The sequence below is a fragment of the Candidatus Zixiibacteriota bacterium genome (genome assembly GCA_036480375.1).
In the GTDB taxonomy this organism is placed as follows: domain Bacteria; phylum Zixibacteria; class MSB-5A5; order GN15; family JAAZOE01; genus JAZGGI01.
The window spans coordinates 1-25,933 of record JAZGGI010000039.1 but is presented as its reverse complement, the minus strand read 5'-3'; the positions used below and the strand labels follow the sequence as shown (position 1 = coordinate 25,933).

The window sequence follows — 25,933 nt, the reverse complement described above, 5'->3', positions numbered from 1 at the left end:
AACGGTCGATAATTGGAGCGGCTATTTTAATATTTCATAAATTTCCTGTGAAAACAATATATTATAACGCGAGAGTTTCAGACGCCAGTTGACGGCCGTTATCAGTCAAAAGCAGGCAATCGCTTTCTTCTCTTACAAGTTGATTTCTGAGAGCTATTCGCGAAACCCGCTCGGTGAAATTCTGATCCCAGTGCATGTGATGATATAGTGTCTCTGTCCGGCATTCTTCGGATTGTTCCGGCGTACCCTGATGCTGCGAAATGTGCATGACCAGCATGGTTTGGGCAAATTCCCATTTCTGTCTCATTCGTCGTCTGAAAATCGCCACGATTCCCCGATGAGGCGCGAAGGAAAATATGAGGCCGAAGATGACACCGGTGGTAACCGCGATGGAGCCGGCGATGGAGGCGTCAAGAAAATGCGCCAACCAGTAACCGCCAATGGCGGCAATTATTCCCAGTACTGCGCTGATGACAAGCATAACGCCCAGTCGGTCGGTCAGAAGATAGGCGGACGCGGCCGGTCCGACCATAAGGGCAACGACGAGTATCGATCCGACAGCATCGAAAGCTCCCACGGCGGTAATCGAAACGAATGACATCAAAAGATAATTTAGTATTACCGGAGAAAAGCCGATGGCGGTTGCCAGTCCGGCATCGAAAGTCGCCAGTTTGAGTTCTTTGAAAAAGATAATGATGAAAGTGATGTTCAATATCAGGATGCCCGACATGACCCATAGTGATTTGGGACCCAGATCATAGCCTGAAAATTCCAATCTATTAAATGGTGAAAAGGCTAATTCTCCAAGTAGCACGGCATCAACATCGAGATGGACGTTTCCGGCGAATCGGGAAATCAGGATGACGCCGATGCTGAACAGAGCCGGGAAAACAAGTCCGATTGAGGCATCTTCTTTGACCAGTCCCGTTTTTTGGATTAACTCAACCAATACGACTGTTAAAACACCGGTGGCCGCGGCGGCCAAAACCAAAAAAGGTGAATTAATATCACCGGTCACTAAGAACGCCAGGACAATTCCGAATAAGATCGCATGGCTGATGGCATCACTCATCAGGACCATTCGGCGCAGGACAAGAAATACTCCGGGAAGAGCACAGGCGACAGCCACGACGACGGCGATCATTTGTATTTCCAATTGGAATGAGTTCAATTTTCCTGTCCTTTGAATATGGCGCTAATCAGTTTGGCCTCATCAATGCCTTTTTCAGTCAGCGTCCATTGATTGTTTTCCGTGAGTTTCACGAGTTCGCGGCGTTCCAGTTCTTCCAGGCTGAATTTTATCCCAGACTGACCGGGACTCATGGCAATCAAAGTCGCCGTATCATGGGCATGAGAAAAATCATCGTGCTGCAACGCCAGAGAATACAAATCACAGATGATCGTGTCGAGTTGCAATTTGCGGCGATTTTTACTCTGGCGAATCCGGCTCCAGATTATTCCTCGGTTGGGAGCAAACAGTAATGACGCAATAACAATAGCGCTGACACAAAGCACAATCGTCGGACCGGTCGGTAATTTTTCGGCGGTACTGGAGACGACGGCGCCGCTGATACCGGATGCCGCGCCGAAAATTGCGGCCAGGAACACCATCACTCCCAATTTGTCGGTCCATTGACGGGCGGCCGCGGCGGGGGCGACAATCATCGCGCTCATAAGTACGACGCCGACAGTTTGCAGGCCGATGACGATGGCCAAAACCAGAAGGCCGGTTAAAATCATATCGAGCATTCGCATCGGAAGCCCCAAACTTTGGCCGTACTCGACGTCAAAGCTTAAGAGCTTGAATCTTTTCCAAAGGGCAATCAGAATAGTCAGGGTTATCAGGCCGATTATGGCCATAATGATGACATCTTGTTCGAGGAGCGCGGCCGCCTGCCCGAAAAGGAATTTCTCAAGCCCCGCCTGGGCCGCTTCCGGCGTTTTCTGAATGAAAGTGAGCAAGACTAATCCGAGACCAAAGAAAACGGAAAGCACCAGGGCCATAGCGGCATCGTGTTTGAGCCGGGTCAGGTTGACAATACTCATGATTTTGAGAGTTCCGAGCCATCCGGCAAGGGCCGCACCGATTACTAATACAAGTGGCGTTTTCATGCCGGTCAGCATAAATGCGATGACAATTCCGGGAAGGGCGGCGTGTGACATGGCATCACCCATAAGCGATTGGCGTCGCAAAACGGCGAAACATCCCAACGCGCCGCTGACCAAACCCAGCACGGCCGATCCGAGGGCGACCGTTCGCAGGGTATAATCAAAAATAAGATCGTAAAATATCCCGTCCAAAATTTGATTTATCCTCGAAATAGATTTTCTCTATTTTTGCATGGCCTGCAAAAAACCGACGCGGCCTCCGTAGGCGATTCTCAAATTATCATCAGTGAAGACATCATCAACCGGTCCGCTGGCGATACGGCGCACGTTAAGGAGCGTGACCCAATCGAAATACTCCGGCACGGTTTGCAAGTCGTGATGAACCACGACTAAGGTTTTTCCTGATTGTCTCAGTTCGCGAAGCAGTTGAATTATCGCTCGCTCGGTCGTAGCGTCGACGCCCTGAAACGGTTCATCCATGAAATAAATGCGAGCATCCTGAACCAATGCCCGGGCTAAAAATGTTCGCTGTTGTTGCCCTCCCGATAGTTGGTTGATTTGTCGGTTAGCAAAGTCAATCATTCCGACTTTTTCGAGAGCTTCTTCCGCCGCGGTTTTTTCACGTTTGCCGGGACGGCGAATCCACCCCAGGTGACCGTACCTGCCCATCATGACGACATCCAGTACGGTGGTCGGGAAATCCCAATCAACCGAGCCGCGTTGGGGGACATAGGCGACCAACTGCCTTTGCTCGGGATACGGTTTTCCATAAATCAAAACCCGTCCGGCGGCGGGAGTTATAAGGCCTAAAGTTGCCTTAATCAATGTTGTTTTTCCGGCTCCGTTGGGACCGACGATAGCCATGAGCACACCCGGCGGTACGATTAAATCAACATCCCATAAAACCGGCTTATCGCGATAGGCGACGGTCATGTCCTCGACATCTATAGCCGGAATAACTTCATTACCCAATTTTTCATTCATTTATTTATCCGTCCCCTTATTCCGGATTGCTCCCGGAGCCGGTCAAGGCTGCGACAATTGTATTTATATTGTGTTCGACCATTCCGACATAAGTTCCTTCCGGAGTACTTGTATCACCCATTGAGTCGGAAAATAGCTCGCCTCCGATGACTACCTCAAAATCACGGGCCGCGACGGCAGCCTGAACCGCTTCGATATTGCGTTGAGGAACCGATGACTCGATAAATATAGCCGGAATTTTTTTTTCAACGATAAACGCCGCCAGTTTCTGTACATCGGCGGTTCCGGCTTCCGAAGCGGTGCTGATTCCCTGAAGTCCCCTGACTTCAAAACCATAGGCGCGTCCGAAATAATTAAAGGCATCATGAGCGGTTATCAGAACCCGGACATCTTCCGGGATTTTGGCCGATTCATTCAAAACAAACTCGTGGAGTCGTTCCAGCTCAGCCCGATAGCTCTCGAAATTCTTTGAATATGTTTCGGCGTGAGCCGAGTCCAGTTTTGCTAATGTCCGATAGACCGATTCGGCCGCATGGATCCATAATTGTACATCAAACCAGACATGAGGGTCATGAGCGCCGGAGAATTCTTCGGGCGATAGCAATTCCTCTTCCGGGACGCTGCCGGCGACGGCCACGGTGATTCCAGACGATTCCATCTGTTCCAAAACTTCGGACATGGCTCCCTCAAGATGCAAACCGTTGAAAAATATAATATCAGCATTAGCGAGTGTAATCACATCGCGCTGGCTGGCTTTGTATAAATGAGGATCGATGCCGGGGCCCATCAGAGTCGAGACGGCAACCCGTTCACCGCCAATATGGGCTGCCAGATCGCCGATCATACCTGTCGTGGCTAAAATATTAATTGACTCCGCTTGTGATAAATCGCGATTTCTTCGTTCGGATATTTTGCCGCACCCGCCCAATATTAAAAACACGCATAAGGATAATATGATACACAGTAATCGATACTTCTTAGAAAACTCCCCGAATTTTCCTTTCATGTGATTCATTTGCGATATATTTATTCTTCAAAGATTATGGCTTGAAATTTAAATATTTCGGCTTGAGCTGATTTATAGGCGTCGGGTGCGAGGCCGGCTTTTTTGCAGGTTTGCCTGAGAAACGTCTCGCGATCCCAGCCGTAGTCGGTGGCTACCTGAGGAAGTAGTAAGCCTCGATTTCTACCCATTGATATCATAAGCCCGTCTCGACCGACTTCAATTTCATCCAGAGATTCGACTTTTTGGAGCGGAGTCAAAACTGAAATCTCAAGATGAATCTGATTCATCTCAACTCTTTTTACCGGAGGAAAGCGCGGGTCGGACACGGCCGCCTGAATGGCGCAATGCGATACGGTTTCATAAAGAGGAGTGATGGCTATCGTCTGGCCGATGCATCCGCGCAGACGATGGTCTTTCTCAAGCGTCACAAAAGCGGCGCCGAGGCGTTTTAAAGATTCGGGAACGTCAAATTTGGGAATTGTTTCGGTTTCGAGATAAGTTTCAATCGACTGCCGGGCTATTTTTAATAATTTCTTTTTATCGGCCTCCGATAGTTCATTGTTTTCATTGGCTTTATATAAAACCGCGGCGGCGTAACTGACAACAGAGCTTTTGTCTCCGGTGATATCTCCCGAATCGCCGTATTTTAATATTTCGACTTTATCGGCGCCTTTGGCCATAGCCGCCTTCATGACCGCTACCGTCGGGGCGCCGCCGCACATCTGGGTTTTCTTTTCTGCCAGGAGTTTTTGCAATTCATCGGGGTTCATTTTTTCCAGGCATTCAAGTCCCAATGAATCGTATTTCCAGCCTGCTTTGGCCGACATATGATGCTGCCAGTCGGTTGAGGCGACCATAACGGTGTTTTTATCCATTTCAAGATCTGTCAGGGCCGCAGCCAAAGCATCGATTGTTTCGGGAGCGGGAAATCCCATGGTCGCCGGTACCAGGGTGAAGTCTTTTAATACGGCCTGCAAATACGGAAGCTGGACTTCGAGGGAGTGTTCGCGATTATGTGCCTCCTTAGAAAATTTGACGGATTTGTTGTTTTCAATAAGTTGGAGGCACAGGTCATTATCGCAGATAACGTCTCCGAGGGGTGTTTGCCAGGTTACATCGGGTCCGTAAACTGAAATGCCGTCAAACGGCACTCGATGCGACGGTCCGCACAGGATGATTTTGTTAAAACTCGAATTTTCAAGAAGCTTGTAAGAGTAAGCGGCAATCTGGCCGGAATATTCGATTCCGGCGTGCGGTACAATCAGGGCAATAATCTGTCCGTCGATTTCCGGCAGGTCTTTGACTTCGGCCAAATGTTGATTGACCATTTCGAGTAGATCCTCACCGTCCGAGGGATAAAACATTCCTGAAACGGCCGGATAGCGTATTATTGCCTCATTTGACTTATCCATTGCGGCTCCCAGCGTGACCATTCCCCATGCGATTACGAGAATAATTCCGACAAAGATTATACGAACTTTCATGATTAATACCTCTGATAAAAAATACGTCGATTTTTTAGTTTGGGTCAAGGTAAAAAGGCTTGGCACTCGCGCCGGAAAAGTTTGTATATTGTTATTATGAGCAGGGTGGCGGTCGTAAAATACTTCGGCGATTTTCTCGGCGAAAAATTTTCGGTAAGTGTTTACGAAAACATGATTAAAGCCGGAATTGGTTTCGTCGCAGGCAATTTATCTCTTAATGAATATTTTAAACAGCTTTTTCCGGGCGGAGCGGTCGGAATCAAGACTAATTGCCTGACACCGTTTAACGCGACGCCGTTGAATTTGACCGAAGCATTTGTAAATATATTAAGAGAAAATGCCGGATATGATGAAAACGATTTAATAATCTGGGAACGAACGAATCATGAACTCAAGAAAGCGGGTTATACCCTCAACGCCGCCTCTACGGGTGTGAGATGCCTCGGGACCGACGTTGCTACAATTGGATATGATCGGACTTTTCTTAACTCAGGCAAAGTAAATTCAATGGTTTCAAAAATCTTGACGAGAATGATTGAGCATAACGTAAATATTCCGATTCTGAAGGATCATTCTATCGCCGGTATGTCAGCCGGATTGAAAAATATGTACGGCGCGATTCATAATCCGAATAAATACCATGATAACAATTGCAGCCCGTACGCCGCCAATATTAATAATTTGACTCCGATTCGGGACAAACACCGCCTGACGATTATCGACGCCGTGAAAGTTCAATATGACAACGGGCCGGGATATGCTCCGCATTCTATTGATTCGTATAATAGTTTGATAATATCGGAGGATCCGGTGGCGGCCGACTGTGTCGCTCTGGAGATTCTAAATCGGATAAGAGCGAGGAATGGCAAAAAATCGTTGAAAGAACTTGGGCGGGAAGTGAAATATCTTGATGAAGCCGAAAAATTGGGTTTGGGACAGGCGAATATTGCAAAGATTGAAATTGGCGTATTGGCAATTGCTGAGGATGGCTCGATAAGCGAAGGGAAATTGTTTTAATGGATCGGCGAAAATTCATGAAGTTTATCGGATGCGGGGCGTGTGCTGCGATGTCATCGCATTCCGGGTTGCTGCCGGAATTTCTGGGAGGCGTCCAGAACGCCTGCGCTTTTGATTACACCAGGGAACTTTCATCGGTCGAAGCCCGATATTATAAAAAACTTCCCGAAGGCGGAATCGAATGCGAGATCTGTCCTCGCCGATGCAGGATTACAGATTTGGAGAGAGGTTATTGCGGTTCGCGCGAAAACAGAGGAGATACTTATTATACGCTCGTGTATGGCCTGCCGTGTGCGGTCAATATCGATCCGATCGAGAAAAAACCTTTCCATCATTTTTATCCGGGGACGAGCGCGTTTTCGCTGGCGACGGCGGGATGCAATGTTAATTGCAAGTGTTGCCAAAACTGGGATATCTCCCAATCCCGACCGGAACAAACCGAAAATTTCTCTCTTCCTCCAAAAGATATAATTGATTTATGCCAGCAGCGGAAAGTACCTACGATCGCCTATACCTACAGCGAGCCGGTAATATTTTATGAATATATGTACGATACCGCCGAGCTGGGTCATAAGCATGGTATTAAATCGGTGATGATATCCGGGGGGTATATCAATCCTGAACCGCTGGGTGAACTTCTCAAACACCTCAATGCCGTTAAAATTGATTTGAAAGCAATCCGCGAAACGTATTACAAAGATTATGTTGACGGTGAACTCAAACCGGTTCTGGATGGGCTGATACAGATTAAAAAATCGGATGTGTGGCTTGAGATTGTTTATCTGGTCATTCCGACTCTCAATGATTCCGATGATGAATTTACCGAATTGGCTCGCTGGATAAAAAATTATCTCGGGGTCGATGTTCCGATACATCTCTCGCGGTTTTATCCTCAGTATCTTCTCAAAAATCTCCCGCCGACGCCGCAGACGACTCTCGATCGAGCTCTTTCGATTTGTCGGGCCGAGGGATTGGAATACGTTTATCTGGGCAATATCCCCAGCCATAAAGCGGAATCAACGTATTGTCCCAAGTGCGGTGAGATGTTGATCGAACGGCGGGGATATCGTACCTCTGTTTCCGGCATGAGTAAAAATAAATGCAAATCATGCGGTAAAATTATTCCCGGACGGTTCTTCTGATGCACCGGCAGGGATTCTTGCTCGGGATTTTTTCAATCGGGGGACAGGTTCTTCTCCTGCGAGAAATTATATCATCATTCAATGGCGATGAAATATTCATCGGCACGGCCTTATTCGGCTGGTTGATTTCGGTTGCGATGGGAGCATACCTGGGCGGAAAAAAACGCGGTATCAATGCGACTATTCTATTTATCATCGGAGCGGCTCTGGTGCCGATTACGATTATCGCGGTAAGGTTATCTCCCGTGTTTTTGTCGCCGGTGATGGGCGAGATTATACCGTTTGGAAAAGCGGCAATGCTCTCGATTATTGCTATGTTCCCGGTTGGAATTATATCGGGTTGGTTGTTCAGCGCCATCTCCAATCGGGGCATTGATCCGGGAAATGCCATTGCCGTTGTATATTTATTTGAAGGCCTTGGGGCGTTTGTCGGAGGAATTGTTATAACGATTTTCGCGGGAAATGTATTTTCCACGTTGGGATTCGCGCTGGTTTTAACAATAATAGTTATTGTGTTATCGTTAACATCGGGGAAATTATCAAATATAATAAAATTGTCGATCATTGGGATTGCGGCGATAATTCCGGCAGCGATGGCGGCGCCGACACTCGACCAAAAATGCGATCAGCTTAAATACAAAGGCTATCATGTCATTTCGTCGTTCGATACTCCTTATGGGCATCAGGCTATTTTGGAAAAAGACGGCCATTATGTTTTAATGACCGATAATACTATCGAAGATGTCTATCCCGATATTGAACGGTTTGAAAACCGGTTTATCCCTCCGATGATATACGAGCCCGATGCTGAAAAAATATTATTCATAGGGCGGGGAGAGTTTTATCCTTTAGTTGACACATCGCGAGTGACCTTTCTCGATCCTCGGGCTGAAATCAGTCGGAGGTTGTCGGGGATAGAAATATTTACATCCGGAATTATTACGATCAACGATGATCCGCTGCGGTATTTCGCTCGACATGACGGAATTACCTATTATGATATTATCATCCTCAACCCCGGGGCGCTGGATAGTTATAAATCGAGCCGCTTGTTGACCGCGGAAAATATTATCAAGATCAAGGCATGGCTCAAAGAGGACGGGATCCTGTATATCCCAACCGAGTACGATACCGACCGCTATATTTCGCCCGATATAAAACCAGCGCTGTCGGTGATCTATAAAACGCTGGAGCAGTCATTCAATCATATTAATATCTGGCCGGGGACGATGACTTTGTTTTTTGCCTCGGATACCGATAAGATTATGATTTCCGCAGATTCGGTGATGAGTTTAATCGTTTCGCTGGGTTATCCGACGAAGAGCGTCACCCCGGAATATCTCTATGACCGTTTGAATGAAATGAAAACCGAACGAGTGATGCGGGCCGCCGGTGAGTTTGAGCAATTTAATTCACTTGAAAAACCTATTTTGACGCATTATCAGGCGTTGTATCGTTCGACGGCGCATGAGTTTGACCGGAAAATAATTCATGGGATTCTTACCAATCATACCTGGCTGTATGCGATTCCGATTCTGATATTGATATTCTTTTTTATGTCGCGATTGTCTGACAGTAAGCGCAGTCGTTTTCCGCTGTTTCTATATTTTACGGCCGGGGCGGTTTCGTTGTCGTTTGAACTTTTGTCTTTTTATTTGTATCAATCGACGGCTGGGTCGCTTTATTCGGAGATGGCGGTTTTGATCGGGACGTTTATGTTTGGTCTGGCGGCCGGAACCTGGTACGCGCATCGTCAGGATGTGCGGATGCGGATTGAGCAATCGGCGTTGGTTTTGCTTCTGGCGGCGGCGGTGATGTTTTTAAGTTTATACCAAAGCGTTGGCCCTCGGGAAGCGATCTATTTTCATGTTTGCTTTTTGTTCGTGACGGCGTTGGGGACAGGGACGCTTTTTGTCGGAGCGACCAATCGGTATTATGCGATTTATCTCGATAACAATCGCGGAGCGGGATACGCGGTGGAAATTGCCGGGTCTGCCGCGGCGGCTTTGTTGACGACAACGATTTTGCTTCCCATCATCGGCGTCGTGTGGCTGATATTGTCGATTGCGGGACTAATTATACTGGCTGTCGTTGGGACGTTGCGCGATAATTTTTGAATAATGTTTTCATCTAATTCGTTGACAAAATCGGCCATAATAAGTACATTGCCTGTATATACTAATCACATGCGATCCGCATCGGGAAATACGTTAAAAAAATATAGATTCTGTCTTCTATCTTAGGAGGAATTATGGGACATCTCTTCAAAACTGCGGTTCTGATTGTTATTCTTACTCTTTACTCATTCAATCCAATTTCTTTTGCTCAAACCTGGGAGCAGACCATTGGGCCATATGGGGGAAGTGTGATATGTTTGGCCATCAACGCCAGTGGTGACATTTTTGCAGGGACCTCTAGTGGCGGTCTTTTTCGTCTTGATCTGTCATATATCTGCGGCGATGCCAATGGCGATTGGCAGGTGAACGTCGGCGATGCTGTTTATATAATTGCTCACGTCTTTAAAGGTGGCCCACCTCCTGAATCTATCGAAGCTGGAGACGCCAATTGCGATGGCAATTGCAATGTCGGTGATGCAGTTTATTTGATTAATCATGTATTCAGGGGCGGTCTCGGCCCATGCGCGGATTGTCCTCCAACGGGTACATTGACAGCTCGTAGCGACTGCAAAAGCTTTGAGAAAACATCAACGGCATCAGAAAGTACGCCCACAAATCAGGATTGTATTGAGTATCAGTATGACGGGGTCGGCACATTATCACTCCGCCATATCAACGCCGGGTTTAACTGTTGCCCGTTAGACATGATTATCGATATAAATATTGAGGATAACATAATTACTATAGACGAGTCAAAAGTTGAAGGAGATTGTAGTTGCAATTGCCTTTTTGACTTGGATTATGAAATCCAAAACCTGCCCCCGGGCGAATATACCATAGTCGTTAGTGAACGATTTACATTTCCTGATGAAGAGCTATTAGAATTTAGCATAAATCTTACTTCTTCGCCTATAGGGAGTTTTTGTGTAACAAGAAATTATTATCCCTGGGGATACTGATTGCCCGGTAGGGCAGAAATCGAGGAATTTCCAATTCCGAAACTCCTGCCAATATTTTAAGCCGGTAATGGCAGAAGTCTCCTACTTCTACCTACTCAGCTTCACCGTATATTCCAAAAGACGGGGGAATTGGCTGGAGCCCTGCGGGCTCCATCCTTGCATATCTTCAAGGATTTCGAAACCGCAGGGGTTTCGACCTACGGGACTCAAATAATAATCTGTGTCATTGCGAGCGAGTGAAACGAGCGCGGCAATCTTTGGTTTTTAAATACAGATCGCCGCGTCGTCCGGCTATCGCCGAACTCCTCGCGATGACATTCCGGATTCCCGATTCGTCCCGTTAAAACGGGGCTCTCGGGAATGACAGTGGTGAAATTTATACTCGTGATTGGCTTGACAAATTAGGTATATCTGTCCATATTTGCCAAATTATATGGAGGTTGTATGAAAAGATTTGTATTGGGATTTGCGATATTGCTTTTGGGTTTTTCGACGATGACTTATTGTCAAATAGTACGGGCGACCGGGATGGGCGAGGCGGGGATTGCTCTGACTGAAGGGGGCAACGCTTATTATAATCCCGCCCAGATCGCTTTTCCGACTAATGATTATAAATACTATATTCAATGCTCTCCGGGGAAGATAAAATTCAGTAAGTCTTACTATGGCACCAATAAAATTGGATACTGTGGAATTTTCGCCAGGATAAATACAGATGAGGTAACTTCAAAACTTCCAGTCAATATTTATGCCGGGTATTACCGATTAGGAACGTATTCAAGGGTTGAACGTATGACATTTGATGGGCCATATTCTTCATTAGAAATTAGGAAGGCATCGACGCAATATAACGCTTTCGTTATGGGGTTTAGTAAAAGCGAAAAAGTCGATATTAGCGGGGCGTATGAAATAAGTTTTCGCGAATCCAAATCTGGCGATAGTTACAATAGTGAAACGAGATTAAATTATTCATTCCTGATTGGGTTTCCGTTTGAAAATATATATCACAAAAATCTGAAAAAGGGTGAAAAAGTATTCAATATCTATTTGGCAGTTGCGCATGCCTGGAGGAACTATTGGACAATTGGGTCTGATGTTGAAAAACTGGCAGGAGCTTCGGTCAAATTCAGCTTTGACAGTTTCGGGAAATACGGACAGATTTCGTTTATATCGCTTTTGCCCGCGATTGAATTTCCCATTGATGGGGGTACTACTAAAGTAGGGCTTGAATTGGGTTTGGCAGAGGCCTTATATTTACGCATAGGACGGATTGGTATCAAGGGACAATACTTTTCAAGTACGATTGGATTAACGTTAAGCAGTCGCGGGTTCGCTCGGGCGATTTTTGATCCAGATAATTCTAATACAGGGGTGAAACGGTTTTTGACTCAATCAATGGGGCTTGAATTTGAATTTGCACGCAAGCAAAATCATCCTGGCTCCTGGTCCAGTAAAACTCTTTATGGATTGAATCTGGTGGTTTATTAGCGTTTTGTCGGAATCCCTGCGGTTTCGACAATGCGACAACCCGAGGGTTGTCGTTACACATCGACTACGTGCTGTCGGTTCCTTAGCGAAGCGGTGAACCGATATTAGAAACTGTCAGGTCACAATTTTGTTACACAAAATCAGGACCTGACAGCACCGGAAGTATTTGAATCATGATATTGTTGTCGCGCTTCGCGCGATGGCAGGATCACAGGGTTCCTGAATTGAGTATTGAGTAATGGAAAAGAATCTATTTATTAATCATTTTATTTATATCCGAAACTTTTCCGGAATGCAATAAGTTTTTTGCAAAGGAATTAATTGATGGTACAGCGTTAGCAGGAATTATCCGAATTAATAAACTTCCGTCCTTTTGTAAGAAATCCTTCTTATGACTAAATAAGTGTGATTGTCTGGAGATTATAAATTGCCATATACATCCTCCAATTGTAAACATATAACAATTAAGATTTTCGAACCTGCCTTTTTTAGGCATTGCAATTGCGTCAAATGATGCGTTCTTTTCCAATTCTAAACCAATAATGAGACAGCCATAGTCATGAGGCGCTCCAGGTTTCTTCTGAAGTATCATTTTTCTGATGATTTCTTGATGTGGCCCAAGTGAGACATTCTTGAAAAAATCATCAGATGATACACTTGCTCGCCAAATTAATGACAATTGAAATAACTTAAACTTTTCATAATTGAGATTTACGATTTTAATTTGATTAGGTTCTCCTGTATCTTGATAATTCATATCGTCGAAAAAAACTATTTTTACATGTTTCTCAAATTCATTGATGTGTTGTTCACAAACATCGCATAATAATTTTTCATAAATCCCTTTTTGCTTATAATGCGTAGTTTCATTCTTGGCGGTAGATGTCATTAACAGCCTTCCTTTTTCATCATACAAATGCTTATAGAAAAATTCTGGAATTATATGTGAATTTCGTAAATCTTTCTTTGAATGGCATAATCGACATTTCATAATATTCTATTTCGCCAAAAATTATTTGAAATTAAAATTACGATTTATTGATCCCTTTTCTCTGTAGTAAAATCTGATTTTTGGCGGAGCGGGATTCGCCGACGCTGGTGACATACACAGCCGGTTTATCAATTACCGGGCAGGCATATTCGCACGCGCCGCAGCCGGTGCAAATGTCAGGTTCGATATACGGTCTCTTGATCGTGATCGTGTTGCCATTGCGGTCAGTCGCTTCTTCTTCCCTGAGAAAAATCGCTTTGGGCGAAGTCGGGCACCATTCTTCGCAAACGAGACAGGTTTTGCCCATCGCCCACGGCAGGCAGCGTCCCCAGTCAAAGAAGGCGGTTCCGATGCGGTCGGGAGGATTGTCTTTGTCGCCTACTTTTTCTTTGGAGGTCATCGGCAGGATCGCGCCGGTCGGGCAAACTTCCCCGCACAGCGTACAGGTCGGTTCGCAGTATCCGATTTTCATAATCAAAATCGGCGTCCAGATGCCTTCCATGCCCGATTCCATCAGGGTCGGATGGATGGCGTTGTTGGGACAGACGCGCATACATTGGCCGCAACGGATACATCGTTTGAGAAACCAGTCTTCCTCGACTGAACCGGGCGGACGGATAAGAAACGGATTGGGATTGGCGTCGAAGGCGTCCCCGGAACGGATAAAAGGAAACAATGCCAATCCTCCGGCGACCGAAGCTAAGACTTTGCGGCGGGTGATATCGACTTGCCGGGTCGGGGCGGGATTGGTTTTGGTCGTTTCGTGATCGGGAAAGAAGCAAAACGATAACGAGCCTTCGGGGCAAGAAGCCTGGCAGTTGAGACAGAGATGACATTCGGCCTGTCGCCATTTGGATCCGATTTCGGGATTATCGGCGCCCTGACAATGTTCCAGACAGAGATTGCATTTATCGCAGGTCGATTCGTCTTTTTTCAATCCGAAAATAGCATAGCGGGAGAATATCCCGAGCATTGCTCCCAGGGGACAAATACCGCGGCACCAGAAACGAGTGAAGACGCGATTGAGAGACAGGACGAGGATGAAAAATAGCCCCAGCGAAAAGATAGTGTGAAAGTGCATTTGCCTGAAAGGCAGGATTAGGGCCGTGAGGATATTAAATACGTATTGAGCGGCATCGCCCAGCGGGGGCCATCCGATTGATTTTATCCAGGTTACGATGGCAAGTGAGGTGGTATGCAGAGTCGGCAGGACGACCGTGCCGATGGAGCGGGCCAGAAACGGCAGGGGATCCAATAGACCGATTTGCAGAGTTCCAACCAGCGACCCGGCGATAAATATCAAAAAGATATAATACTTGATGCGCTGGTATTTTTTGTAGCGATTCGAGTTGATTTTACTTTTGCCTTTGCGTTTCAACCGTTCCGAGGGGATTTCGGATATCCAGTGATTGAGAGTTCCCAACGGGCAAATCCATCCGCAGAAAAAACGGCCGAGAAAAATCGTCGGAATCAGGATGACGAGCGACCAGAGAAGGCCTTTGTATAATGTTCCGGTCGCGAGAAGAGTTCCCAGCGCGGTCAGGGGATCGAATTCGAGGAATAACGAAACGGGATACGGGAGGGTAATATCGCCTTCACCGGAAAAATTGATCTCGAAATTTGTTTTTAGAATCAGCCAGAAAAATATAACGAAAAACAGGATTTGCGATACGCGCCTGATATTGCGAGTGGTTTTAACGGTCATGCGGCAATCTCTTTATATCCGGCGTTGAGATAATCAATCATACCCAGGCCGTTTTTTTCGGCCAGGATGATATGGCTGATTTTATCCGGCGCGACGCCCAGAAATTCAGCGCCCCGGGCATCGGCCGCGACCGGGTCGGTGGCGCAGATGACGGAATGTTGAAGAGAGACATCATCGAGCGAGCCTCCCGTCGGGCCGCCCCGCATCAACACGCGGGTAGCATCGACAACGGTCAGAGTCGGTTTGCAGTATGCGACCAGATCGACAATCGATTGGTCAATTTCCTGATGAAGCTGGTTGCGCCGCCCGCCGAGGATGCCATAGAGGTTTTTCATTCCAATCGTGCAGGATGACAACGAGTGATGTTTGACAATCGGCATATTGATCAACTTATCGGTTTCGATGAAATGTTTGAGAACCGGCCAGATGGTCAGGATTTTGCCCCCCATATCGGTTCGAACATAATCTTCGTCGCGAGGAAGCATGACAATACCTCCGGCACTCTCTGTCGCTTTACGAATTCCGGAACGGATGAAACAGCGGGGAGCAAAATTACAGGTAACATCGGTGACGATGACTTGTGAGGCCCCGGCCGAAAGGCATTGCCGGATCATTTCACCCACCAGCAAAGGATTGGTATTGGCGGCCTGTTCGGGCGTGCGATCCCATCCGACGTTCGGTTTGACGACAACTCGTTCGCCGGGTCGTATGAACCGCTTAATTCCTCCGATGGCATCAAGCGAAGCGCGGAGGGCCTGAATGTGATCTTCATTATGGGCCAGGACTATTTTGGGAAGTTCCGGATTGTCGGCGATACGGTAATCGGGATTGGAAATAACCAATTTTTGACCGGCAGAAATTTCCCGGTTGTGAAACAGCCATCCGGTTGTGCCGGTGACCGCGGCTAAAGCCGTAGCCTGTGCGGTTTTCCTAATAAAATCGCGACGTTTCATAATCATCCATCCTTCCGCGGAGTTGTAATTATACAAATTAATACATTGTCTCAGTCTATGCAATTTATAATCTATCCCGTCAGAGTCTTGATTTTGAATCAGTAGTAGGCTATGTTTTTATTAACGAAGTCGGGATGATACGGCGATATATTGAATAACTATAATAATTCAATGCGGCCAAATGGATAAGACGGAAAATCAAAGACTGGGAAACGGCGGAAATTCAAATTCTGATTTAAGAACGATTCAGAAAAATTTCGCTCTTTTCCTCCAGTTGCTGGAACAGAATAACCATATTCTGGGAATCATGGGTGACATGGGGGAAAAATCTCAGGGCGAATATCTGTTTGATATCCATTATATTCGAGAATGCCTGACTGAAATACGCGGGGGGATTACCCTGATAATTAATAAAATGGTGGCGTTGGGGGGACCGGAATATGAAGCGCTCCGCGTACGGTTCAATGAAATCGATGCTGTATTGGGAACGGTTCTTCCTGGGCAGCAACCTATTAAGAAAGACTCTCTGACGGTTTCGTTTGACCGCCTGAATCGTAATCGAGCTTACAGTGTCGGAAGCAAGAACGCGCAGTTGGGCGAAATGAAGGCGAGATTGAATATGCCGGTTCCGGAAGGTTTCGCGATTACCGCTCGAGCCTATAAACATTTCGTTGATGCCAACGACCTCCAGGTTCGTATTAGCCGCCGCATAGATTCTCTCGATATCAAGAGTTATGATGATCTGGTTCGTATAGGCGGTGAGATCAGGGAAATGATTAACGCCAGTCCGGTGCCGCTCGATTTGGTGAGCAGTATTTTACAGAGTTACCGGGAACTTATCATGCGCACGTCGCACGGGATGATATCGATGCGGTCGAGCGCCATAGGTGAGGACACTCTATTCAGTTTCGCGGGGCAATACGCGTCCTATCTAAATGTTCGGGAAGAAGAGTTAATCAACAGATACCGTGAGATTCTGGCCAGCAAATTCACGCCACAGGCAATTTATTATTTTTTGAGTCATTCTCTTTCGGAAGCTGAATTGGCGATGAGCGTCGGGTGCGTCAGCATGATTGACGCCAAAGCCAGCGGAGTGGTTTATTCTCGCGACCCGATTGATCCGAGGGATGATTCCATAATCGTCAATTCCATATTCGGACTGGGCAAATATCTCGTCAACGGCCGCCTGACGCCCGATGAATTTCGGTTATCGCGCGACACGGGTCGGATTTTGTATTCCCGAATCGCCAAAAAGCCGGCGCGTCTTGTGAATCTCCCTGAAGGCGGAACCTTAAAAGAAGACATTCCTGAAGAAGAACAAAGGAAGTTTTCTATAGCTGAACCGCATTTGCAAGAACTCCGAGAATACGCGTTGAAGCTTGAAAAGCATTATCGCATGCCGCAGGATATTGAATGGGTAATAGATAAAAATGATAAATTGTTTTTGCTCCAGTCGCGTCCTCTGCAAATTATCCGATTGAAATCAGAGGCGGTACAATTGGATACAACCCGCAAGAAAAAGATACTGACCGGCCGAACGACGGTTTGTCCGGGAGCGGGGAGCGGCCCGGTCTATCATGTATCGACGTTCAGTGATTTGCCCGATATTCCCGAGGGCGCCGTTTTGGTCACCCATCATCCGTTTCCCGGTCTGATTACCGTCATGAGCAAAGTCAGCGCCATCGTATCCCGTATCGGGGGATTGGCGAGTCACATGGCAACGATTGCCCGTGAGTATCACGTTCCTACCCTGGCCGGAGTGCCTGAATATAAAAATCTAAAATCGGGGCACATCGTTACCGTTGACGCCACGGAAAAAGCCATATATGCGGGCAAACATGAGGATATTGTTAAAGCCCGGCAGCCGGAATACGATTTGTTTGAGGATTCCGGAATTCATCGGGTGCTTGATAAGGTTCTTGACCTGGTGACTCCCCTGAGGCTTTTGCACCCGGCCGATGAGGATTTTCTTCCGGAAAATTGCATGTCCTTCCATGATATTACACGTTTCGCGCATCAAAAGGCGATGGAGGAGATGTTTCGCCGTGCTCAGGAAATGGAGAGTAAAGAATCTCTGGGGTATAAACTCAAAAGCGATTTACCGGTCGATATGAGCGTAATCTATCTCGAACGTGAGCTTTTGAGCGACGTTAAAGAAAGATATGTTACCGAAGAAGATATTAACGCGACTCCAATGAAAAATTTCTGGGCGGGAATAAAGGAAGAAGGTTGGCCGGTCAAGCCGCCTCTACCGGTTTTCACCAAAGGCCTTGGAACCGATTTGACACTCAAGACGAACAAAGATTATTCTGAGTACAGTTTCACTGTTCTGGGGCGTGAGTATATGATGCTGAGCCTGCGCCTGGGCTATCATTTTACAACGGTGGAGGTAATGCGTACGGATGAAACGGGTAATAATTATATTCATATGCAATACAAGGATGGGGGCGCGACCCTGGATCGGAGAATTCGGAGAATAAAATTGCTAAAAGATATATTATCCCATATGGGATTTACTCAGCAGAGGAAAGGCGATTTTCTAAACGCCGGGATATCGTATCAGGATAAACAGGTAATTGATGAAAAATTGTTTTTGTTGGGGCGCCTGACGATGAAAACCAAACAGCTTGATATGGCGCTTTCCAATGATGCCGTCGCGGAATGGTACACTCAGGATTTTATAAAAAAGCTGGGATTGGAATAATTTTTGAGTTATTATAGTCAGGCGAGGTTTTTTGGGCATGGCTAATAATATGAAAATAGATATGAAGCGGAAAATTTTGGCGATAGACTCCGAGGTGCATATGCTGCGGTTATTGGAGCAGGTTATTGAAGAGGGGAGTTCATATCGGATTAAGACGACTCATAACGCCCTCGAAGTGCCTGAAATATTATCGCGCGAAGCGTTTAGCATCATAATTACCGAGATTGAAATGCCGGGATTTTCGGGTATGGATATTCTCAAGAAAATATATGATGAACAGCGTGAGGAAGAAGTAATTATACTGACCGCCTTTGCCTCGCTTGAATATACACTGGAAGCGTTTAAGTACGGGGCATGCGATTTTATTTCAAAGCCGGTAGAAAAAGAGAGGCTCTTAAGCGCCGTCAAGAGAGCTATGAAGCGCTATGAAGATAAATTGCTGGCACAGTTTATCGATAATTGATTTACTTTCCTCATATTTATTTCAAAAACTTAAACTGAATCGCGTCTTCCGGACAGGTCTTAATACATTCTCCGCAGGAAGTGCAGTCAGGCAGAGCTCTGCTTTTATTTTCCAGCATCGGTTTGATCGTCGGGCAGGGGCTTTCTTCTTCACAGCTACCGCATTCATTGCAGGCGGTGTAATCAATTTTGATTTTGCCCAATGATATTTTTTCCAAAAACCAGGTCAAGGCTCCGATGGGGCATATCAGATAACAAAACGGGCGATAGATGATAAAAGAAGATATGACTAGAATGGTCATCAGGACGACGAAAGTCGTATCGACCGACCAGTGCAAAAGTTCAAAAAAGTTTATCGGATCATAGATACTAAATGCTGAATATGCGGGCCAGACGCCGATGAACGGATTGAGCTCGATCCTCTGCCCCAGGGCGATAATAAGATCGCGGACATAAAAGAAGGTCAGGAAAAACATAACCAATAGAGAAATGCGAACAGTATTGAAAGCCGTGAAATTGAAATTCTTCCATTTTAGCTTATGCGGAATTTTATTGATAAGTTCCTGAAACGCTCCCAGAGGGCAGACCCATCCACAGAATAATTTTCTCCCGATTAAGCTGGGAATCATGATTGCCGCGAACATCGCCAAAAAAGCCGGGAAATATTCGCCCATCGTGATTTTGAACATAAACAGTTTTGTTACGCCGCACATCGGGCTGGGGTGGAGAGGAAAGAAATAATCGAGTCCGAATAGTACAAAAATCACGGCTAACGCGCCGAGGCGTATCCAGTAATTAATCCATTTGGTAAATAGAATTATCAAGCCGACCGCCATCAGTATCATAAAGGCGATATATTTTCCGGAGGTCATAAAATCCCAAAATGTTGGGGGTGAGGGCGGCGGTTCAGATTGAGCCGCGACTGCGGCTGAATCTATTTCGGCGTTGGATTCATTTCCTTCTTCCAATGCGGCGGAAGTATCGGATACGGTTTGGGTATTATCGCTCTGTCCCTGACCGTAAATTGTCGCGCTTAGACAGAAAGCAAAAATTATAAAAAGGCCTGTCAGAAAATATCTCTGGTTCATCTTTTATATCCTTTTTTGATTGTCAAATATAATAAAACGCTTTCCAATGTCAATTAATGGCACTGTCAATATCGGATTGGCGTATAAGAGTAAGTTTGTAGGCGGCGTCGGCAGTGATATCTTCCCAATCAATTTGAAATTGTCGATATTCAACGTTGAGCCACAAATTAACCTGATCATCATAATGAGGGCTCATAAAATTCCCTGAAATTCCGCCGGGAATGACTCGCAGAGAGTTTTTCATATTCCCCAAATCAAAAATATGACGATGAGACGCTCCCGCCAAAGGTTCCCAGGGATTTACCAGGCTGTAAAGAGTAGGATTAACGGTGTGAGAACTTCCGCCGACCGGGAATGGCCCGATATACATCCAGTTTTTCAGTATTGGGATATTACGTCCGACCGAATTATAAAACGTCAGGGAATGGAGACGGCTCCATTGCCACTGTTCGGCATCATCGCCGAGATTATTTTTCAAAAATTCGACACCCTGAGAAAAACTTTTACGATATACATCATCCCGGTTTTCTACTATCGCCGTGCCGGGATTGTCAAACCATTCTGAAGAATCTTTTTCGAGAAGAGAATGCAAGGCTTTGTGTACGCCAAAATTGTTATGCGACAGATAGTAAAAGTATAAATCATCGCCCATTCTCTCGCGGAAAATATTTTCAATGATAATTTGCATGATGGCGTGAAACACGGAGGAACCCGAGCTGTTTTTGTCGGCGTGATAATTCCAGTCCTGCAAAATATTGAGGGCATCGCTTTCAAGTTCATTAAGCGACCCGCTATCTAACGCGGAGATTATCCGAGGGGTCCATTTTTCGGCGGCGATCATATAATTATCGGCGTGAATTTCTTTAATATCATCAATGCTGAGCTTGTCCTTACTATTCAAAAGATATTGGATGCGGATATACCTGTCGGGCGGCGCGAATGATTGTGATATATAATGCGCGTAATCATCGCCGATAGTTTTGTTATTGGCCGTCGCGATCCAGCCGTTTTCAGGATTGTTGATATGGGGCTGGTCTTCGGTCTCAACGTATCCGGCCCATTCATTTTGACTGTCCCAACCGGGCAGAATACGGGAGCCGTCAAATCCGTCTCTATTGGGAATTCCGACCGCTGCCCAGTACCCGATATTTCCATCTTTGTCGGCATAAACCCAATTCTGCCCCGGGCATTTGTAGAGCGCGACAGCAGTCTCAATTTCATCAGTATTGGCCGCACGATTGAGATAATAAAAGGCGGTTGGTTCATCATTAAAATCATTTAAAGTCCAGCGCATCGCGATTGAATAAGAAGTATCGGCGTGTTTCCAAAAAGTATCCTCGATGATATCATCGATTATTACACCGTGGCGGGTATGCCGAATATTTATCACGATGGGAGTATCATTAGCGACGAAAATAGTATCTTCACGTCCTGATATATCCATCCATTGGCCGTCGTATTCGTACTGGTTGCCATTAGCGGGATTTATTTTTTCAAGATAATAGTCGGCGTCGTCGGCCATGACATTGGTAAAACCCCAGGCGACATTGTCATTGGCTCCGGCGATTATAAACGGCACCCCGGGCAGGCAGACGCCGGAAACATTTAGATTTGGCGTGTTCAGATGGGCTTCATACCAGATGCCGGGAGCTCCGAAGCCGAGATGCATATCATTGGCCAGAATCGGCATCCCCGTTTTAGATTTTTCCCCAGATATGACCCAGCTATTGCTCCCTCCGCGAAACGGCATACCGGTCAGGTCTCGAGCGGCTCGGACCGTTTTCAAAAACCGGTTTGCGCTATTTAAATTGAATTGACCCGGTATGATGGTCGGAGCGTCTTTGGGATAATCAATAAATATTTCATCCGCCAATTCCCGGCCAATTTTAGCGCGGACCGCTTCATAAGTCAATTCGGTGTCAAAAGAGAAATTCAGCGTCCAGGCCATGTAATAAATGACGCATAATTCATCGGCCGGCTCCCAGGGCTCGGGCTGAAACCCAATCAGAGAAAACTCAATCGGGAAATTGGCGTCGGGGTTATTGATATATTGATTAACGCCGGCGGCATAGGCTGTCATCATTTCTTTAACTTCGACCGGCAAAAGATTAAATCTCTCTTCAATTGATTTTCCCGAGGTAATCAGGCGAAAAAGCCTATCCACATCAACTGTTTCGGGGCCAATAAGTTCAGATAGTCTTCCCTTGACCGCTCGTCTGATCATTTCTATTTGAAACAGCCTATCCTGGGCGGTGCAATAACCCAGGGCAAAGGCGGCGTCATTGTCATTTTCGGCATATATATGAGCCATACCATAAGAATCGCGGATGATCTCAATTTTATCCTCAATTCTATCTATAATTATGCTCCCATTATATTCGGGCAGGGTTGATTTCAGGAAGATGTACATGCCTCCGCAAATCGAGATTATCAAGACTACGAAAACGCCCGCTATCCAGCCGAATTTCTTCATATTTTAGCCCAATTTATTTATTTTTTAGGTTTAAGGAATTAAAGAAAAAGTGCCGAAAAAAGCAAAGCAACATTTTAGCTATTTACATGCTATAAAAATGGAGTATATTGGGAGGATTGGATACTTCATCGTTGTTACTTCATATCTTAGGGAGCCAAACATGCGTAACTCATTAATCATTGCCGCCGTGCTAATTGTAGGATTAAGCTCGATTGGTATTTGCGAGGAAATTTATAAAGTCAAGCTGGAAAGCCAGAACGATGCTGAGTTATTGATATCAACCGGGATTGAACCTCTGGTCAGAATCGGAAACGAATATATTATTCAAGCCGATAATTTATCCTCGAATTTGCTCCTGCAGAGCGGTTTGGAGACACAGCTATTGGCTACGGGAATTGATAAGGATGATCTGGCTTATGACAACAGTCGGGATAAATCAAAGACAGATAAATTCCAGGTTATTTATCAATACGAAGGGTTGCGTATTCTGCTGGTGGATAATTATAAGTCTCTGTCTCGCGACGACAGGAAGGATATGCACCCGATTAATAATAAGGGGCTGAAAATATTTTATAAACTCCCCCGAACTTATGACCCATCATTTGTACTTCAGGAAATCGGACTCGACTCACTTATTGGTCTGGTCGAAGAAGATTCCTGCGATTCGTATGTAAGCCAGCTTCAATCTTATGATAGAACGGCCGGGACGGCTTCGAATCGGGCCTCTCGGGATTGGATTAGAGATAAATTTCTTGAATTCGGCTATACTGATGTTACATATCCCAGTTTTTATGAATATGTGTATGGCAATTACCGTGAATGCTTCAATGTTGTGGCGGTAAAACCCGGATCGAATTATCCTAATCGTCAGATTGTCTTAGGGGCTCATTTTGACTCCGAACCCGGTTCGCCGGGGGCCGATGATAACGGTTCCGGAACGGCTGCGGTATTGGAGGTCGCTCGGGTACTATATGATCTCGAGACGGAGATGACCATTATTTTTGCTCTGTTTGATGCGGAGGAAGAGGGACTTCTCGGGGCTTATGATTATGCCTATGATGCTGCCGCTGCGGGTGATAGCATAATTTGCATGTTCAATATGGATATGATTGGCCATTACCAAAATTACGGTGGTGTTGATATCGGTCATGGTGATTATGACGGATACGCTTTATTGATGGGCGATCTGGGGCAGCCGTTGACCAACCTCACCGGATATTTTGAATATGGGGCCGCCAACTCAGACCATTTTCCCTTTATGCAGGCCGGGTTCGATATTGTCATGGCGTCGGAACATGAATTCTCCACGGTTTTTCATACTTTTAGAGACAGTACCAGTTACATGAATTTTGAATATATGTCGCGCGTAGTCCAATTGGTCCTTGCCACCGCTTACAGTATTGATAAACTTCCCTTTGCGGTTTCGATTTCGTCGGTGCTTGATGTGGGCGATGGACAGTCTTTGCAGGTTAATTGGGTCGGCGGAGATCCTGCTGAAATCGGCTCGTATAAGATACATTATAATTCGACAACGATTTCGGATTACGGATATGTTTACGTTTCCGGTGATATATCAAGTTATGTGCTATCGGGTTTGGTCGAAGGCGAGGAGTATGAAATTACAGTCTATGCTGTGAATAATTCCGGGCAATCCTCGTTAGTAGGCGATGCCGTTAGTCAAACTCCCTATTTCCTGCCCCGGCCGCCACAACAAATTACGGCCCGGCCCGGATATCGCTCAATTCAATTGAACTGGAGCGCCGCTAATTGTGAATTGGATTTCAGTCATTACGCCATAATCCGGGATGGTGTCATCCTGCCGGATCATATATCCGGAAGCAGCTATCTCGATGATGATTTTTCACTGGGCGCGCTGTATCACACCTATCATGTCGTCGCCATCGATATCGAGGGTAATATTTCGGATTTAGCCGGAATCGATCCGGTTGTCAGCCGGGCGGCAACCCTGGAACCGGGGAAAATGCTGGTAGTGAACAGGTCGAATTATATTTCAACCTATATCATTGATGCCGCTGCAACCGGTCAGTTTATGCGAGACGCCCTGGCGGGATTTAATTTCGATTACATTTCGGATTCGGCTTATAGCGCCAACCCCAACAATATCGATCTTGACGACCTGCTTGATTATGAGTTGATTGTTCTGGGCGGTGAATCAGCTCGAACGGATGATTTTGGCTGGCCGGATAATTCGGGCGGGGTTCTGGAAAATATTGATGATTACCTGTCAACCGGGGGCCATGTGGTAATCTTCGGACGGTGGGGCGATATCAATATTAATGGTGGCGAAAATACGATATCGTTTTACTCCGGTGAACCGGATTACGCGTATCGCTCCAAATTTAATATAAACACCCGCAAACAGTTATTAACGATGTTTGACGCCACTACATTTTATTCCGATCTGGTCGGGGCTCATACCGTTGCCGATGGCTATCCGGAACTGGCATGGGATTCACTGATGACGGTCCATCATTCCTCCCCCTGGCCGAACTGCGTCGGGATTCCCTGCCCGACGTACGCTCAATTGACCGGCAGCGGATACGAGGTAATATATACCTATGATTCGCGATTTGATTCTTATTATGAGGGGCAACCTATCGCCTGGCGAAATTTAAGTAACGATTACAAATATATCTTCTTTGAGTTTCCGCTGTCGTTTATGGAGCCGGCTTCGGCGGCTCTGGCACTGCAAACGGCGGTAATGGAGCTATTGTCCGGAGGGCCTTCGGGAGTGACGGTTATTGAACCGGATACGGTTCATGCCGAGAGCGCTCCGGATTATATCGCAGTTTATTTGGGTGATTTTGGAGAAGGCATGACGGCGTCCGATGTGGATCAAGCCGAAATTACGGTCAACGGCTCAGTCACTCCTTATTCGACCACAATAATATCATCGCATCCCGACTTTATCGGCGATGTTGTTCAGATTGATCTGTCCTCATCCGAATTTATAAATTCCTACGGCATAATTGCCGACACGAGTGATTTCGGGTACATGGTCAGTTGGAAATTTACGGGCGATGATGTTCTGAAGAACGCTTACGGCGAGGTGACATTATCGGGCGACGAGGATCAATTCGTTCTCGGTGATGCTAACGGCGACGGTATGATCAACGTCGGGGATGCTGTTTATCTGATAAATCATATATTCAGGAGCGGTCCGCCCCCGGAACCTCTGGAATCGGGCGATGCTAATTGCGATGGAACGGTCAATGTCGGCGATGCGGTGT

At 46.2% G+C, this 25,933-nt stretch carries 18 protein-coding genes; 8 read left to right on the top strand and 10 right to left on the bottom strand.

What is annotated here, in order from left to right; translation table 11 throughout:
• Positions 1 to 61: 61 nt before the first annotated feature.
• Genes V3V99_12445 through amrB form a run of 5 tightly spaced genes read right to left on the bottom strand, consistent with a single transcriptional unit; the run spans position 62 to position 5,583 of the window.
• Complete coding sequence (locus V3V99_12445) at positions 62 to 1,171, bottom strand: metal ABC transporter permease (GenBank protein MEE9443466.1); 1,110 nt, start codon at positions 1,169 to 1,171, stop codon at positions 62 to 64.
• Positions 1,168 to 2,301 (bottom strand): metal ABC transporter permease, encoded by a 1,134-nt coding sequence (locus V3V99_12440; protein ID MEE9443465.1) that lies wholly within the window; start codon positions 2,299 to 2,301, stop codon positions 1,168 to 1,170. Before V3V99_12440 ends, V3V99_12445 begins: the two co-directional genes overlap by 4 nt.
• A 30-nt stretch (positions 2,302 to 2,331) precedes the next feature.
• Positions 2,332 to 3,093, bottom strand: coding sequence for a metal ABC transporter ATP-binding protein (locus V3V99_12435; protein MEE9443464.1), 762 nt, complete (start codon positions 3,091 to 3,093; stop codon positions 2,332 to 2,334).
• 16 nt (positions 3,094 to 3,109) lie between these two features.
• A complete protein-coding gene (locus V3V99_12430) occupies positions 3,110 to 4,108 on the bottom strand; it encodes a zinc ABC transporter substrate-binding protein (protein MEE9443463.1) in 999 nt (332 codons plus the stop codon).
• 11 nt (positions 4,109 to 4,119) lie between these two features.
• A complete protein-coding gene (amrB, locus tag V3V99_12425; GenBank protein ID MEE9443462.1) occupies positions 4,120 to 5,583 on the bottom strand; it encodes an AmmeMemoRadiSam system protein B in 1,464 nt (487 codons plus the stop codon).
• Positions 5,584 to 5,664: 81 nt separating this feature from the next.
• Between amrB and V3V99_12420 the strand changes: the two genes are divergently transcribed.
• The 5 genes from V3V99_12420 (at position 5,665) to V3V99_12400 (ending at position 12,306) form a co-directional block, all read left to right on the top strand.
• A complete protein-coding gene (locus V3V99_12420; GenBank protein MEE9443461.1) occupies positions 5,665 to 6,600 on the top strand; it encodes a DUF362 domain-containing protein in 936 nt (311 codons plus the stop codon).
• Entirely contained in the window at positions 6,600 to 7,742 is a 1,143-nt protein-coding gene (gene amrS, locus V3V99_12415) for an AmmeMemoRadiSam system radical SAM enzyme (protein MEE9443460.1), read from the top strand. Before V3V99_12420 ends, amrS begins: the two co-directional genes overlap by 1 nt.
• Before the next feature lie 17 nt (positions 7,743 to 7,759).
• Positions 7,760 to 9,859 (top strand): hypothetical protein, encoded by a 2,100-nt coding sequence (locus V3V99_12410; protein ID MEE9443459.1) that lies wholly within the window; start codon positions 7,760 to 7,762, stop codon positions 9,857 to 9,859.
• Positions 9,860 to 9,993: 134 nt separating this feature from the next.
• A complete protein-coding gene (locus tag V3V99_12405; GenBank protein ID MEE9443458.1) occupies positions 9,994 to 10,818 on the top strand; it encodes a dockerin type I repeat-containing protein in 825 nt (274 codons plus the stop codon).
• A 444-nt stretch (positions 10,819 to 11,262) separates the two neighbouring features.
• Positions 11,263 to 12,306, top strand: coding sequence for a hypothetical protein (locus tag V3V99_12400; protein ID MEE9443457.1), 1,044 nt, complete (start codon positions 11,263 to 11,265; stop codon positions 12,304 to 12,306).
• A gap of 250 nt (positions 12,307 to 12,556) precedes the next feature.
• Here the strand turns inward: V3V99_12400 and V3V99_12395 are convergent, their stop codons facing one another.
• From V3V99_12395 to V3V99_12385, 3 genes are all read right to left on the bottom strand, one after another.
• Positions 12,557 to 13,195, bottom strand: a complete 639-nt coding sequence (locus V3V99_12395) for a hypothetical protein (protein ID MEE9443456.1) — start codon at positions 13,193 to 13,195, stop codon at positions 12,557 to 12,559.
• Positions 13,196 to 13,334: 139 nt separating this feature from the next.
• Positions 13,335 to 15,002: a 4Fe-4S binding protein gene (locus V3V99_12390; GenBank protein ID MEE9443455.1), complete on the bottom strand. Its 1,668-nt coding sequence runs from the start codon at positions 15,000 to 15,002 to the stop codon at positions 13,335 to 13,337.
• Positions 14,999 to 15,955: a DUF362 domain-containing protein gene (locus V3V99_12385; GenBank protein ID MEE9443454.1), complete on the bottom strand. Its 957-nt coding sequence runs from the start codon at positions 15,953 to 15,955 to the stop codon at positions 14,999 to 15,001. Before V3V99_12385 ends, V3V99_12390 begins: the two co-directional genes overlap by 4 nt.
• Positions 15,956 to 16,136: 181 nt before the next feature.
• Here V3V99_12385 and V3V99_12380 point away from each other — a divergent pair, with 181 nt between their 5' ends.
• Together V3V99_12380 and V3V99_12375 are read left to right on the top strand one after the other, a co-directional pair.
• A complete protein-coding gene (locus tag V3V99_12380; GenBank protein MEE9443453.1) occupies positions 16,137 to 18,659 on the top strand; it encodes a PEP/pyruvate-binding domain-containing protein in 2,523 nt (840 codons plus the stop codon).
• A 37-nt stretch (positions 18,660 to 18,696) separates the two neighbouring features.
• Complete coding sequence (locus tag V3V99_12375) at positions 18,697 to 19,122, top strand: response regulator (GenBank protein ID MEE9443452.1); 426 nt, start codon at positions 18,697 to 18,699, stop codon at positions 19,120 to 19,122.
• Between the two features lie 16 nt (positions 19,123 to 19,138).
• Here V3V99_12375 and V3V99_12370 read toward each other — a convergent pair whose 3' ends face one another.
• Together V3V99_12370 and V3V99_12365 are read right to left on the bottom strand one after the other, a co-directional pair.
• Complete coding sequence (locus V3V99_12370; protein MEE9443451.1) at positions 19,139 to 20,209, bottom strand: 4Fe-4S binding protein; 1,071 nt, start codon at positions 20,207 to 20,209, stop codon at positions 19,139 to 19,141.
• Positions 20,210 to 20,258: 49 nt separating this feature from the next.
• The gene (locus V3V99_12365) at positions 20,259 to 22,682 is read right to left on the bottom strand and encodes a penicillin acylase family protein (GenBank protein ID MEE9443450.1); all 2,424 of its coding nucleotides are present in this window, start codon (positions 22,680 to 22,682) and stop codon (positions 20,259 to 20,261) included.
• A gap of 160 nt (positions 22,683 to 22,842) precedes the next feature.
• Here V3V99_12365 and V3V99_12360 point away from each other — a divergent pair.
• The coding region (locus V3V99_12360; GenBank protein MEE9443449.1) for a M28 family peptidase at positions 22,843 to 25,933 on the top strand (3,091 nt) is incomplete at its 3' end.